Below are 14,425 nucleotides of genomic sequence, written 5' to 3' on the forward strand. Positions count from 1 at the left end.
CATAACAAAAAGGCCTTCTCCAGGCCTCTTTTTGTTAAACAATATTACTTGAATTCATTTGGGTTGGCTGTGTAGTTTGCCCAATCCTTGCTATAAAAACGATCATTCAAGTTATAGCTTGGGGCAGGTGTTGGATTACTTACAAAAGGATCAACAGCCTTATCAAAGGCTACCCAACCTTTCCAGCCCATATGAATGGTATCTTGCATAAAGTAAGCTTGATCTCCATCTTTTGAGAAGTCAGCAATATTGGTAAAACCTTGACTTTCCAATTGATAACGAATCTTCAAAACTGTTGCATCATACATTTCCTGGTTAAGTCCTGTATAGGCCATCCACTTACTATTGACTGGTGGAATGACAAAGATAACATTAGTTTTTAATTTAGCAAATTGATTGAGAACCAATTGTAGGTCACCGTATTCTTGTGAAACTTCATAAGAAAGGTGTTCTTGGAAGCCTTTAAGCTTGCCAATTTTTTTAGACAAGCGTTTCTTATAGAAACGATCATCAATACCAAAGCTATTTGATTTCGTATGTTCTTCCGCATCTCTTACTGCAACTTGATCAAGGGCTTCATAAGAAAATTCATCAGGCAATTCTTTTAAATAGGGAAGAACTTTTTTATCGTAATTGGCATTATTTGGTGCTGCAAATGGACTAAATAAGGCGTCTTCACGTTTATTAAGCTCAGCCAAGAATTGTACATAAGTCTTATCAAAAGCGTTTAGTTCTTGACCTTTTGCGACCTTAGTAAGTTGAGACTTCATCGCAATCTCAGGCTTCATCTCTAAGATACGCTTTGCAGCATACTCTGAATTCTCATCAGTTTCATTTTGATTCAAGAAACTACTGAGCTGATCATTACTGAAGAACTGTTGAAAAGCTGCTGAATTGTAACCCTTCTTAGTGAACCATTGAGGAGACAAGACGTAAACAGCTGTACCATTTTTGAGTTCAGGAAGCATTTGTTGCATCCCAAGATACTGGTTTAAAGAGGCGGCACCACGTTGTCCAATAAAATATGGACGATAGTTACGATCGTATTTTTCAGCTAAAACTGCTGGATGAAGGGCATCAAAACGTAACCACTCACTAGAACCAAAGAAAGGTACAAAACGATGTTCTTTATTGGAAAGGGCATTTGTCTTATTAATACGACTCTTAAAGTTAGCTGTCGTCAGTGTCACTGCATTACGTTTATCAGTCTGATAATCATGTTTTCTGCCTTGTGGATAGCAATAAATAACCACTACTACTAAGATAAGAGCACAAATTACTGGACCAAAAATCCGCCATAAACGCTTAAGCATTGCGAAGCTCCGTTACCCCTTCAACAATCTTATTGGCAGTGTTCCAGTCATCACGACCAAATTCTGAAACTGGCACACGAATATCGAAACGTGATTCCAATTCAACAATAAGTTCAACAGTCCCCATTGAATCAAGGACACCAGCGTCGAAGAGATCTTCATCCATCATGTCAGAAACATCTTCCATGAAAAGCTCATCAATAATTTCAATAACTTGTGATTTTACATCCATTTTTATATTTCCTTTACTTATTTTTTAGTGAACCAAAGTTCATTCAAGAATCCTGAGAAAATCAAGAATGACAACATAACAGTGTTAAATGTGATAAAGATTCCTAAAGCCTTTGTCCATTTGTTATCAGGAAGAGGCTCAAGACCTGCTTTTTTACGTTCTTTATTAATAGTTTTCTTTTTACGTAACCAAGCATCGTTAATACCTAGACCGATACCATGGAAAATACCGTAGGCAATATAGTACCAGGTAACCCCATGCCAGAATCCCATTACCAGCATATTAAGAACATAGGCCACGTTTGATGTGGTATTACGATTTTTAAAAACCTTATTCCTCATCAAAACCATAACCATACGCATAAAGACAAAGTCACGGAACCAGAAAGACAAACTCATATGCCAACGGTTCCAAAATTCTTTCAAATCACGTGAAATGAAAGGCTTGTCAAAGTTTATTGGGCTCTTAATCCCCATGAGATTAGATGCTGCGAGGGCAAACATAGAGTAGCCCGCAAAATCAAAGAAGAGATCAAACCCATAAACATACATGACACCAAGCGTTGGTAGATTAAAGATACCGCCCTGGCTCAAGGCTTGTGCTTTTAATGGTGGTAAAAGCATACTTCCAAAAATCTGAGCCAAAACAAACTTATAGAGAAAACCAAGCATAATATACTTTACAGCTTGCTCTAACATGTTCAACAGCTCATCACGCTCAGGAATAGCTTGATAGTCATCATTAAAGCGTTTGAAGCGATCAATAGGACCACTTGTGAAGGTCGGCATAAAGAGCATGAATCGGAGAAATTCTCCTAGTGTGAACTCTTTAAGCAGCCCATCACGCATCTCGATAATCATACCTACTGCACGGAAAGTGAGGTAAGAAATACCAAGGAAGTTAAAAAGCGACTGGTTACCATTAATAGCTGGCTCAACCTTAACAAAAACTAGAGGTAGAACCACAAGAAAGGAGTGCAGGTAAAAGACCCACTTATTATCCTTTCGACTGCGGTAACGCTTGTAAGAATAAACCCAAATGATTTGCCATACGATATAGAAAAGCAAGGCTAATAGTTGACTCGCATGGGTACCCGTCAAGGCTAAAACAATGAAAGCTAAACTAACCAAACATTCGTAAATCGCAAAACGCTTTTTAAAGAAGAGTCCTACAAAAATCGGTAATAAAGCTAGTCCAAGATAGATGAAATAGAAAGGATTACCATAGGCCTCTAAATGAGGAAGCTGTTTCAAGAAGTCTATCATCGGTTGTTGACCTCACTGATAAGCCCCTTGATATCAATCTTCCCATTTGGTGTCAAAGGCAGGCTCTCACGATAGAGGAACTTAGTTGGCATCATGTAAGACATCATGATGTTTTCCAAGTCAGCCTTGATCGCCTTGGTAATATCAATATCACGCTCAAACTGCTCACGAACGCCATCCTTAAGAATGACATAAGCCAAGAGATTCTGAACCTTATGGTCCTTATTGTAACGTGGTACAGCTACTGCTGAATCGATGTACTTAGACTTGTTAAGGTTTTGTGAAACATCCTCTAACTCAATACGGAAACCATTGAACTTAATCTGGAAGTCCATACGTCCTCCGTAAAGAAGGAGACCCTCATCAGTCATAGTACCCACATCACCAGTATGGTAGGCAGGAAGTCCATTAAACTCGAAGAAGGCTTCCGCAGTCTTTTCAGGATTGTTCATATAACCTTTTGAAACTGCTGGACCTGATACGATGATTTCACCCTGTTGACCATTTGGAAGGATATTTCCGTCCTCATCGATAACATAAGTCGGTGAATCTTCCTTGGTATAACCAATTGGCAGGCGTTTAAGATCAGCTAACATTTCATCAGTTACTGCTACAGCCGACAAGGCTACGGTTGCTTCTGTTGGACCATAAGCATTGATAATACGTGCTTCTGGGAAACGTTGGCGAAGCTTTTGAGCAGTTTTAACGGTTAACTCTTCTCCATCGAAATAGAAATGCGTAATCTCTGGCATCTTCTCTGCATTGAAATCTTCAGACAACATGGCCATATCAGCAAAGGATGGTGTTGAGGTCCAAATAGCAATCGGAAGTGAGAAAATCGTTTCAAAGAGCTTTTTGAAGTCCTGAGTAATAGCTGAAGGAAGCGCATAGAGTGTACCTCCAAGTGCCAAAGTCGGCGCCCAATACATCACTGATAAGTCAAATGAGTAAGGTGGTTGGGCCAGCATTTGTGGGCGTTTTGGAGTCGCAAACTCCTTGTCCGTAATCATCCAGTTGGTGAAACTAAGGAGATTATCGTGCGAAATCTGTACGCCTTTAGGTTTACCCGTCGTTCCAGATGTAAAGATGATGTAATAAGTATCATCACCCTTAACAGGATGGGTCACTTCATAACTAGACTTGTTAGCGAAGCTTGCCTTCACTTGATCTAGAGTCACAATTGGCGCTTTAACATCCTCTAGTGGGAAATCGTTAATAGCAATAATCAGACTCGGCTCGGCCACTTCAACAATAGCTGTCACACGCTCAAGAGCTGAGTGACTATCAATTGGAATATAGGCATGACCAGATTTAGTTAGAGCAACGAAGGTTGCCAACATCTCATACTCTTGACCACCATAAACCACAACTGGTGATTTTTCTGGAATATCAAGACTATCAATCTTAGCAGCTAGGCTGTCTGAATCAGCCTTTAGGTCACCGTAAGTATGGACTTCCCCAAGAATATTGTAAACAGGAAAGTCTGGTTGAGATTGAGCAAATTGCTCAATCGTTTCAAGCATATCTTTAATTTTTGTGTTCGTCATTATTCTTCCTAGAATTCGTTATAGATAAAATTACCTTGACCTTGTCCCAGGTAATTGTAGAGATATATTAGGGCCATAAAAATGATGAAATAAAGCAAGGTTTGTCCCCAAAAAACAAGGACATTTTTGTTTTTTAACATTCTAATTTTCGATACCTTCTTTTTATATAATATCCACTCTAGTTTACCATCTTATTCTTATTATTTCCAATAAAAAAGGAAAAATTATTCAATTTCATCACTAGTTATTTTTGCACAAACTAATACCTAAATATCTTAAAACAGAGCTAAAAAAGCTCTGTTAGTTTTAACTGATTTGTGTCTTTTGGGCTGTCTGCATTTGATAATACATACCCTTAGCTTGCATTAGTTGATGATGAGTTCCATTCTCAACAATATCCCCATTATTCATGACTAAAATAAGATCGGCATTTTCAATGGTTGAGAGTCTATGAGCAATAATAAAACTCGTTCGGCCTTTCATCAGTTTAGCGAACGCCTCCTGAATGAGAAGCTCCGTACGGGTATCAATACTTGAGGTTGCCTCATCTAAGATAAGAATCTTAGGCAAATTAACAAATATACGAGCGATAGTCAGTAGTTGACGTTGCCCTTGAGAAAGAGATTGACCCGCATCACTTAGATAAGTGTCATAGCCTTGAGGTAACTGATTAATAAAGAAGTCAGCATTTGCGGCTTTAGCTGCAGCTATAACTTCCTCTCGGCTAGCTTTGGGGTTGCCGTAGGCGATATTGTCATGGATAGTCCCAACTTCAAGCCAGGTCTCTTGTAACACCATACCAATCTGTTTACGAAGACTCTCTCGAGTGTAATCTGTAATCGATCTGCCATCCAGTCGCAATTGGCCCTTGTCTAAATCATAAAAGCGCATCAAAAGATTAATAAGGGTTGATTTACCTGCTCCTGTCGGACCAACGATTGCAACAGTACTTGCAGCAGGAATATCAATGCTCAAATCCTTGATAAGAGGTTTGTTTGGTATGTAACCAAATTGAATATGGTCAAATTGAAATTGTCCCTGCACGTCTTCCTCTTTCAAAACCAAATGACCCGTTTCTGGGATTTCATTTTCATCCAAAATCATATAGAGACGATCAGCACAGGCAAGAGCACTTTGAAGCTCTGAAAGAACTGATGAAATATCATTGAAAGGTTTTGTGTATTGCGTGACATAGTTGAGAAAGGTTGTTAATTGGCCGACTGTAAAAGCACCACCTGACATGATACGGTAAGCTCCGACACCTGCAATCAGCGCATAAATAAGGCTATTGACAAAGCGAGTGGCCGGATTGACCGCTGATGAATAAAAGATTGCCCCCCTTGAATAAGCAGCATACTTACCATTGACTTCTCTAAAGTTTCGGACCATCTGACTTTGGGCATTTAGACTTTGGACCAGAGCTTCTTGGGTAAGACTTTCCTCAATCAGCTGAGTCTGCATCCCTCGCCACTTGGTCTGATGTCGATAAAGTTGATAACTTTTTCTGGCAATGAAGCGAGCGACAAGGACAGACAAAGGGGTCATCACCAGAACCAGAAGCATCATGAACCAATCTAAGCGAGCCATGGTAATGATAATGACAAAAATGGTTAAGAGACCAACGAAAAATTGGTTAAAAACCATGAGAAGTCCGTTGTTCAGTTGGTCACTATCAGTCGTCACACGACTAACCATATCTCCAGTTCCTTGATGATCAAGGTAACTGAGAGGCAGGGCATGAATTTTCATCATAACCCTCTCACGCAAACTCTCGCTGTAAGAATATATCAAACGGTTATAAATCAAAGGATTTAGCCACTGGATAGCACTATTAGCTACGATAACCGCAAGCATTTGCCATATTAAACGTGATATTAGAAGGACAGCATTCTTTTTGAGAACAGCATCCACTGCATCACCAATCAAAATAGGTAAATAAACCGTTAAAGCAACCTGAATAATAGTACCAACTGTCGCTATGACTAAGAGAGAGCGCTGACTTAAGATGTCTCGACTGAGACGTCTAAGCGTTGACTTATTATTTCTAGCTTTCATCAGCAGCCTCCTTTTGATGTTGAGAATAATGAATATCTTGATAAAGTTTGTTAGTGGCAAGCAATTCTTCATGATTACCCAGACCAAGTTGATGGCCCTTATCAAGAACCAAAATCTGATCGACAGCTTTTAAACTATTGGTTCTTTGCGAAATAATGATCAAGCTGGTTGATGTAAGATTTTCTCTTATGGCTGCTAATAGTCGACTCTCAGTCAAATAATCCAATGCTGAGGTTGAATCATCCAAAATCAAAAAAGGTGCTGGTCTCATCAAAGCACGCGCAATAGTCAGACGCTGACGTTGACCACCAGAAAAATTACGGCCAAATGACTCGACTGGCTCATCTAAACCAAGTTCCTTATCTCGAACAAAGTCAGCAGCCTGAGCCATGTCAAGCGCATGCCATAGTTCCTGGTCGCTAGGTTCATGCTTAAGTCCCAGGGTCAGATTAGAACGAATGGTTCCTCTAAATAACTCAGCTTTTTGAGGGACATAGGCCACCCAAGAACGCCATTCCTTTAGATTTTTTGGTGATGCTTGATTATTAAAGATGGTTAAGCTACCAAGCTGAGGTTGATATAAGTTCATGATTAAGTTGACCAAGGTCGATTTACCCGAACCTGTACCTCCAATAATGCCTAGAGACTCTCCTTCGGTCAGTCTAAGGTTAATCCCCTGAAGAGATGGCTGACTAGCTGTCGGATAGGTAAAGGAAATCTGGTCTATAGCAAGCACCAACGCTTCTTGATCAGCCTTCTTAATTGTTAAAGGTGCCTTAATGTCCTCATCCTCAAGATTGAAAATAGTTTCTACACGTTTAGCAGATATAAAACTTTGATTGAGATTAGTTAACATCATGGCTAATTTAAGGAGCTCCGTCAAAATTTGCAAGAGGTAATTAACCAAGGCAATCAGCATTCCTTGCGTCAAGAGTCCACCTTGAATCTGGAAATTTCCTTGCCAAAGAATGGCAATTAAGGTCATATTAACAACCAAAAAAGTCAAAGGACTAATGAGACTTGCTATGACCCCAGTTTTGAGTTGCCAGGTCTTCAAGTCTTTATTTACAGTTGTAAAGTCATCTAACTCACGCTCACTCTGTCCGAAGGCTCGGATAACCCTCATTCCTTCAAGTTGCTGACGAGTACTAGTAACAATTGACTCATTAATCACCCGAATTTTAGCATATAGGGGATTGACGATACGGCTTGCCACCACAATAATAAGCGTCAACACTAGAACCATACCAAGGAACCAGAGGGTCAAGCGTGGGCTAATCCGAAATGCCATAATAATAGCACCTGTCACAATAATGGGAGCTCTCAAAAAGAGTCGTAAAAATTGATTAATCCCCGTTTGAATCTGAAAAGTGTCACCAGTTAGGCGTGTCACCAAACTCGAAGTTCCTATCTCATCACGCTTTTTCTTTGATAATCGCATGATTTTGGCATAAAGATTATTGGTCAAACCTTGCGCATAGCCAACTGCTGCTCGAGATGAAAAATACTGAGCTGAAACAGCAACAACAACGCCAACAAAGGCAAGCCCAAACAAGAGAAAAATCATCATAAACAGATGATTTTGGTCTTTATTCGGAATAGTTGTGTCGACAATTCCAGCAATCACTAGTGGAACGAGGAGTTCAAAACAGGCTTCGATTAATTTAAACACGGGTCCCAGGATACTGTCTTTGACGTATCCCCTAAAATAAACTAATAATGCTTTCATTGGTCTTTCCTTAAAAATGAAGTAGCCACTCTCAGAGACGTGAGAACATACGCATCAAAAAGAGATTAAACTGTACTTCCTTAGCGTAATAAATATTTCCGCCATTTGTATAAAGCTTACCACCACCATAGTACATGGCAACTGGTTGGTAATAGGTGTAGGTCTTTCCACTGGTATTTCCAAGACTTGGAGCAACGACATTTTTAGAATAGGCCTTTGCTAGTTCAACAGTGTTTACTCCACCATTATCAGCTACATAATCAATATAGGCCTTACCAAAATTATAGGCTTGCACTGCTGTCCAAGGATCCACCTTATGGTGGGCAGCCTCTTCCAGGTTCTCTGAAAGTACTGTCACCCCCTGACGAATACTTTCTTTTCGATTTTTGATGGAGTTAGTAACCCCTGAAGAACTTTCACTGGACTGCATCACGTCATCTGTCTTCCCCTTGGTTTCTGTGTAAATCATTGCTAGGACCAAATCTACATTGGTTGTATTATCAACATCATCCTCTGCCAACACTTCCTTAACCATGGATTCATAAGCTAAGACATGTTGTATATTGGCATGCAGACGATAGGCTTGAATTCCTAGAAAGAGGACTAGCACAAGAACCACCAGACGTCTTATCCATTTAAACATATTATTTATTGATGATATCCTCGATATTTTTGATGAGAATTGAATAGGTGCCATCAGGATTTTGAATAAACTCAACACTATTAGCATCCTGATAGACGTTATTAGGCACAATTAACTCAATTCCGTTTGATAACGATAGCTTTTGATTCTCTAATTTCTTAATTTGACGAGAATGGTCAATATCTGAAACCGAAATAGGCTCAGGAATAGCCTCTTTAAGCTCATCAACGAAGGTCAAACGAGCTGTCAAATTATTATCAAAAAGCTGGTCTGCCAATTTTTCAGGAGACAATTCCTGGTCTTCTTCCAAATTATTGAAAATAGCCGATTTCATTTTTCCTTGGAAATTAAAGTCATCCTGATTAAAATTCTCAGCAATTTTTTGAGCCGTGTCTTCAACCATCTTAATTGACTTCTTGACAGACTGTTCAGGTTGGACCTGCAAGAGATTTTCAGAGAAATAATTGGCAAAACTACCGTTGTGTTTGATACGCTTTTCAATCAGATAATACTGCTTACTGCTACGGTTAATTATCAAAGCTTCATCTGGTGTCTGAGCCGCAGAAGGCAGATTATTTTGTGACAATTGAATTGGATGCTGGCTATCTCCCAAAGAATGAATCAAACTGTCCTTTAGGGCAATGCGCAAGAATGCAAAATACTCTTGTCCTTCTTTGTCAAACTGAATAAAGACCAAATCATTGGTCTTTTGATCTTCAGAAATGACAAATTCTTCCTTCCAAAGTTGGGCAATTTTGACAGAACTTTCCATCAAATCATCCCCTAGATGACTGATGAAAACATTTTCTGCTTCGAAATACCCACGTTTAGCCTCATCCGAGAAAACTTTTGACAGTTTCTTCCGGAAATACTCATCCAAACGTGGTGTTATTTCAAGAGGCGCTTCTGCCAATACCAGCTCCGTATCATTTGGCGAAAACTGATGAATGATAATGCGTTTAATATATAAATCTAACATAATCCCTTAATAAAGTGGAAAGGCATCTGTAAGTGTTTTGACTTCACCACGAATGTGTTCCAAAACTTCTGGTTTGTCGTGATTTTCCAAAGCTTGGATCATCAACTCAGCAATCTTACGGCTCTCAGCTTCACCCATACCACGACTTGTAATAGCTGGGCTACCTACACGAATACCAGATGTTTTGAATGGTGACAATTGTTCATAAGGAATACCATTTTTGTTCAAGGTAATATTCACTTCTTCAAGAACATTTTGAGCAACCTTACCATTTTCAACAACCTTAGTCACATCGACCAAGAAGAGGTGATTATTGGTTCCGCCTGAAATGACACGGAAGTCTGGATGTTGATTGAAAACATCTGCCATAGCTGCGGCGTTCTTGATGACATTTTCACCGTATTCCTTAAAGGCAGGGTCAAGTGCTTCTTTAAGGGCAACAGCCTTAGCTGCAATAACGTGTTCCAAAGGACCACCTTGCAAACCAGGGAAGACGGCAGAATTGATTTTCTTAGCAATGTCTTCATCATTAGTCAAGATCAATCCACCACGAGGACCACGGAGAGTCTTGTGAGTTGTTGTGGTTGTCACATGTGCATAAGGTACTGGACTTGGATGATGGCCTGATGCCACAAGACCAGCAATATGAGCCATATCTACCATGAGATAAGCACCTACTGCATCAGCGATTTCACGGAATTTAGCAAAATCAATGATACGTGAGTAAGCTGAAGCCCCCGCAACGATGAGTTTTGGTTTTACTTCTTTTGCTTGAGCAAGGATAGCTTCATAATCAAGAAGTTCAGTTTCCTTATCAACATTGTAAGCAACGAAGTGATAAGTCTTACCAGAAAAACTAACTGGCGCACCATGTGTCAAGTGACCACCTGCTGACAAATCCATTCCCATCACAGTGTCACCTGGTTGAATCAAAGACATGTAAACAGCAGCATTGGCCTGACTACCTGAGTGAGGTTGTACATTGGCAAATTTTGCACCAAAAAGTTTCTTAGCACGTTCAATAGCAAGGGTTTCAACCACATCAATCACGTCTGTACCACCGTAGTAACGCTTACCAGGATAGCCTTCAGCGTATTTGTTGGTCAAAAGTGTTCCTTGAGCCGCCATAACAGCCTTAGAAACGACATTTTCAGAAGCAATCAATTCAATATTGTTCTGCTGGCGTTCTTCTTCTTTGGCAACGGCGTCCCAAAGTTCAGGGTCAAATGCTTTGTAATCTTCTTTGTCAAAAATCATTGAGATCTCCTATTTATTGGTCTAATGGGTTTTTCTCAACTCACCCATACACAACTGAAAGTTTTCTCACACTTTCCCGGGTCTCTGTTAGTCATTTATTCTATGGTCAACTCTGGTAGAGCTGCCAATAGGTCATCTTTTGTAATCTTTCCCTGTCTAAGTATTCTTGCTGGAGTAACAGACAGGTCCAAAATCGTCGAATCTAGGCCCAACAGGGCATCATCATCTTGATAGCCTGTCACCTGAAAATCAAACTGCGCTCTGATGTGGTCAAAATAACGGCCACTTGCCATCCCCGACTTGTTAGCGGATGGACCAATCAGAGGTCCTTCAGCTTGAATCAATTCTCTAGTTACAGGATGGTTTGGCAAGCGAAAGCCAACCGTCGTCAAACCCGAATTAATCCACTTAGGTACTTGGCTATTAGCTTTTAAAATGATGGTCAAAGGTCCAGGCAAAAAAGCATCGTAAAGTTTTTTGAGATAGTCGGGTTGCTCTTTTGAATAGGTCAAGATATCTTCATAAGAAGCGATATTCAAATTCATAGCCTTATCCCTAGGACGATTTTTTAGCTCATAGACATGATTGACCGCCTTCTCGTCCAAAGCTCTAGCAAAAAGACCATAAACCGTCTCTGTGGGAAGGACGACTGCCCCTCCATTTGCCAAGATTGCTTTTAAATCCGTGTTAGTTTCCATCATCCATCACAACCATTCTATCCTGCCCAAATTGGTCCTTAAGGACACGCACACACTTATCTGGAAAATGTAGAGACAAGAGTTTCTTCAAATCACTGCCCTGCTTATAGCCAATCTCAAAATAGAGTTTTCCTTGAGGACTTAGATGCTTAGCAGCCCCCTCAATAATCTGTCTATAAATGGCAAGGCCATCTTCATCAGCAAACAAAGCCATCTTGGGCTCACTAGCCAAGACATTTAAACCAACTTCGTTCTTATCATTTTCAGAAATATAGGGAGGATTTGACACAATGATATCAAAACTACCAGAAATATTTTCAAAAACATCCGATTGAATAAAACTGATGTCTACTCGGTTGAGCTTGGCATTTTCTCTAGCAAGTTCTAAAGCATCCACAGACAAGTCACTGGCTGTCACTTGCCAAAGAGGACAACTCTCTTTCAGAGACACTGCAATAGCACCACTCCCTGTTCCAATATCAAGAACCTTAAGCTCTGTCTTTGGGTTTTCCGCCAAAATTAGCTCCACTAATTCCTCAGTTTCAGGACGAGGAATCAAAACACGCTCATCAACTTGAAAACGTAAGCCATGAAAATCTTCAAAACCTAAAATATACTGAGCAGGTTTATGCGCTTTTAGTTGATGAAAGATATTAGAAAGAAGCTTTTCGTCTTCCTCTGAAACTTCTTGTCGTAGATGAAGAACAAATTGCGTCAAATCCCAATGTTTCAAACCACGATAGACAAAGGACAGAGCCTCTGGCTCTTCTCCAACAGCCCCAAGTTCCTTCTCATAGCCTGCTAAGGCATCTGCCAGAATCATTTGTTAAGTTCTTCCAATTTTTGTGTTTGATCGTAAAGAACCAAAGCATCAACAACTTCATCTAGTTTACCAGCTAAAATCGTATCTAGTTTTTGAAGGGTCAAACCAATACGGTGATCCGTCACACGGTTTTGTGGGAAGTTGTAAGTACGGATACGCTCTGAACGGTCCCCTGTACCAACAGTCGATTTACGTTCAGCATCTTGTTCATCTTGAGCAATCTGTGCAAAGTGGTCAGCCACGCGGGCACGAATAATCTTCATGGCTTTATCACGGTTTTTCTGTTGCGTACGTTCTTCTTGCATTTCAACCTTAATGCCAGTTGGAATATGGACCATACGAACGGCAGTCGCAACCTTATTGACGTTCTGACCACCAGCACCAGAAGCGTGATAGATATCAACACGAAGGTCTTTAGGATCAATTTCATAATCCACTTCTTCAACTTCTGGCATGACCAAGACAGTTGCCGTTGAAGTATGGACACGTCCTTGACTCTCAGTCACAGGGACACGTTGTACACGGTGCGCTCCCGATTCATATTTGAGTTTAGAGTAGACTGATTGTCCTGAAACCATGGCAACCACTTCTTTGATACCTCCGACACCATTGTATGATGCTTCCATGACCTCAAAGCGCCAACCTTGTGTTTCAGCGTATTTTTGGTACATATTTAAGAGGTCTCCCGCAAACAAAGCTGCTTCATCACCACCTGCAGCCCCACGGATTTCAAGGATGATATTCTTGTCATCATTAGGGTCTTTTGGCAAGAGAAGAATTTTCAAACGTTCTTCGTACTCCTCTTTAGCGGCTTTGGATTCTTTGAGTTCTTCCTTAGCCATTTCTTCCAAGTCAGGATCACCGCTTGCTTCCTTAATCATCTCCTCAGCATCTGTGATGTTTTGGATAACTTGCTTGTATTCACGGTAAACTGTTACAGTTTCACGGGTATTAGCCTCCTCACGAGACAATTCCATAAAACGCTTAGTATCCGAAACAACCTCAGGGTCACTAAGTAGCTCTCCTAATTCCTCGTAACGGTCTTCAACCGCCTGCAACTGATCATAAATGTTCATTTGTTACTGTTACTCCTTGTATAACTGATAATCGTTTTTAATCCTCTTTCAAAGGAACTATTTTCTTGCGAGGTGGGTTAAACCAGTGCTTTCGACAAACGGAAATATAACTCTCATGACCTCCAATTTGAACCTGTGCCCCTTCATAAACCGGCTCTCCATTTTCCATGCGTAGAACCATAGTCGCCTTCCTAGAGCAGTAATGACAGATGGTTTTTATTTCATCAATCTTGTCAGATAAAAGCAAGAGATACTTTGATCCCTCAAACAGGTTGTTTTGAAAATCATTTTTTAAGCCAAATGCCATTACGGGAATATCCAATTCGTCAACAATACGTGCCAAATCATAGACATTTGCCCGAGTCAGAAATTGAGCCTCATCAATCAAAACACAATAGGGACTAGGATTCATAGCAGCAATGTATCCAAAAATATCCGTGTCATTACCAATTGGATAAGCCTTACGTTTCATGCCTATTCGGCTAGAAATATAACCTACACCATCTCGATTATCCAGACGACTGGTCATAAGCACAACTGGTTTTCCCTGTTCTTCATAATTATGGGCCACCTTGAGAATTTCAATAGATTTTCCCGAATTCATGGTGCCGTAGCGAAAATAAAGCTGTGCCAAACCAGACTCCTCTAAAATATATTTTGTACTTATTTTATCATAATTCGAGACGCAAAAGGGCCTGATACTGAACAATTTTTGAAAAAAATCACATTGTCTTCTTATTCTTGACTCAAATAAGAAAATCAGTACTAACCTTTTTAACAGAGCACTTAGTCATTCTGTTTGAACTAC

At 40.1% G+C, this 14,425-nt stretch carries 14 protein-coding genes; all 14 read right to left on the minus strand.

Annotation, left to right across the window (positions count from 1 at the left end):
* Window positions 1-44 precede the first annotated feature (44 nt).
* The 14 genes from dltD to QRD39_RS00485 all read right to left on the minus strand — a co-directional run bounded on the left by dltD (window position 45) and on the right by QRD39_RS00485 (window position 14,251).
* Window positions 45-1,313 carry a D-alanyl-lipoteichoic acid biosynthesis protein DltD gene (gene dltD / locus QRD39_RS00420; RefSeq protein WP_285955259.1) on the minus strand — a complete coding sequence of 423 codons (1,269 nt, stop codon included), beginning with the start codon at window positions 1,311-1,313 and terminating at the stop codon, window positions 45-47.
* Complete coding sequence (gene dltC, locus QRD39_RS00425; RefSeq protein WP_002887828.1) at window positions 1,306-1,545, minus strand: D-alanine--poly(phosphoribitol) ligase subunit DltC; 240 nt, start codon at window positions 1,543-1,545, stop codon at window positions 1,306-1,308. Before dltC ends, dltD begins: the two co-directional genes overlap by 8 nt.
* 17 nt (window positions 1,546-1,562) lie before the next feature.
* A complete protein-coding gene (gene dltB, locus QRD39_RS00430; RefSeq protein WP_008534837.1) occupies window positions 1,563-2,810 on the minus strand; it encodes a D-alanyl-lipoteichoic acid biosynthesis protein DltB in 1,248 nt (415 codons plus the stop codon).
* Complete coding sequence (dltA, locus tag QRD39_RS00435; RefSeq protein ID WP_285955260.1) at window positions 2,807-4,357, minus strand: D-alanine--poly(phosphoribitol) ligase subunit DltA; 1,551 nt, start codon at window positions 4,355-4,357, stop codon at window positions 2,807-2,809. Before dltA ends, dltB begins: the two co-directional genes overlap by 4 nt.
* A gap of 8 nt (window positions 4,358-4,365) precedes the next feature.
* On the minus strand, window positions 4,366-4,497 hold the full coding sequence (locus QRD39_RS00440) for a teichoic acid D-Ala incorporation-associated protein DltX (RefSeq protein WP_021145197.1): 132 nt from the start codon (window positions 4,495-4,497) through the stop codon (window positions 4,366-4,368).
* Between the two features lie 166 nt (window positions 4,498-4,663).
* Window positions 4,664-6,412, minus strand: coding sequence for an ABC transporter ATP-binding protein (locus QRD39_RS00445; RefSeq protein ID WP_285955261.1), 1,749 nt, complete (start codon window positions 6,410-6,412; stop codon window positions 4,664-4,666).
* A complete protein-coding gene (locus tag QRD39_RS00450) occupies window positions 6,402-8,141 on the minus strand; it encodes an ABC transporter ATP-binding protein (RefSeq protein ID WP_285955262.1) in 1,740 nt (579 codons plus the stop codon). Before QRD39_RS00450 ends, QRD39_RS00445 begins: the two co-directional genes overlap by 11 nt.
* A 31-nt stretch (window positions 8,142-8,172) precedes the next feature.
* Complete coding sequence (locus tag QRD39_RS00455) at window positions 8,173-8,784, minus strand: lysozyme family protein (RefSeq protein WP_037608918.1); 612 nt, start codon at window positions 8,782-8,784, stop codon at window positions 8,173-8,175.
* A 1-nt stretch (window position 8,785) separates the two neighbouring features.
* Window positions 8,786-9,763, minus strand: a complete 978-nt coding sequence (locus QRD39_RS00460; protein WP_037608920.1) for a nucleoid-associated protein — start codon at window positions 9,761-9,763, stop codon at window positions 8,786-8,788.
* 6 nt (window positions 9,764-9,769) lie between these two features.
* Window positions 9,770-11,020, minus strand: coding sequence for a serine hydroxymethyltransferase (gene glyA, locus QRD39_RS00465; protein ID WP_285955263.1), 1,251 nt, complete (start codon window positions 11,018-11,020; stop codon window positions 9,770-9,772).
* Window positions 11,021-11,115: 95 nt separating this feature from the next.
* Window positions 11,116-11,721 carry an L-threonylcarbamoyladenylate synthase gene (locus QRD39_RS00470; protein ID WP_285955264.1) on the minus strand — a complete coding sequence of 202 codons (606 nt, stop codon included), beginning with the start codon at window positions 11,719-11,721 and terminating at the stop codon, window positions 11,116-11,118.
* On the minus strand, window positions 11,708-12,541 hold the full coding sequence (gene prmC, locus QRD39_RS00475; protein ID WP_285955265.1) for a peptide chain release factor N(5)-glutamine methyltransferase: 834 nt from the start codon (window positions 12,539-12,541) through the stop codon (window positions 11,708-11,710). Before prmC ends, QRD39_RS00470 begins: the two co-directional genes overlap by 14 nt.
* Window positions 12,538-13,617: a peptide chain release factor 1 gene (gene prfA, locus QRD39_RS00480; RefSeq protein ID WP_002887844.1), complete on the minus strand. Its 1,080-nt coding sequence runs from the start codon at window positions 13,615-13,617 to the stop codon at window positions 12,538-12,540. Before prfA ends, prmC begins: the two co-directional genes overlap by 4 nt.
* Before the next feature lie 37 nt (window positions 13,618-13,654).
* Window positions 13,655-14,251: a thymidine kinase gene (locus QRD39_RS00485; RefSeq protein WP_002887845.1), complete on the minus strand. Its 597-nt coding sequence runs from the start codon at window positions 14,249-14,251 to the stop codon at window positions 13,655-13,657.
* Window positions 14,252-14,425 lie beyond the last annotated feature (174 nt).

This window comes from Streptococcus raffinosi (genome assembly GCF_030284685.1).
In the GTDB taxonomy this organism is placed as follows: Bacteria; Bacillota; Bacilli; order Lactobacillales; family Streptococcaceae; genus Streptococcus; species Streptococcus raffinosi.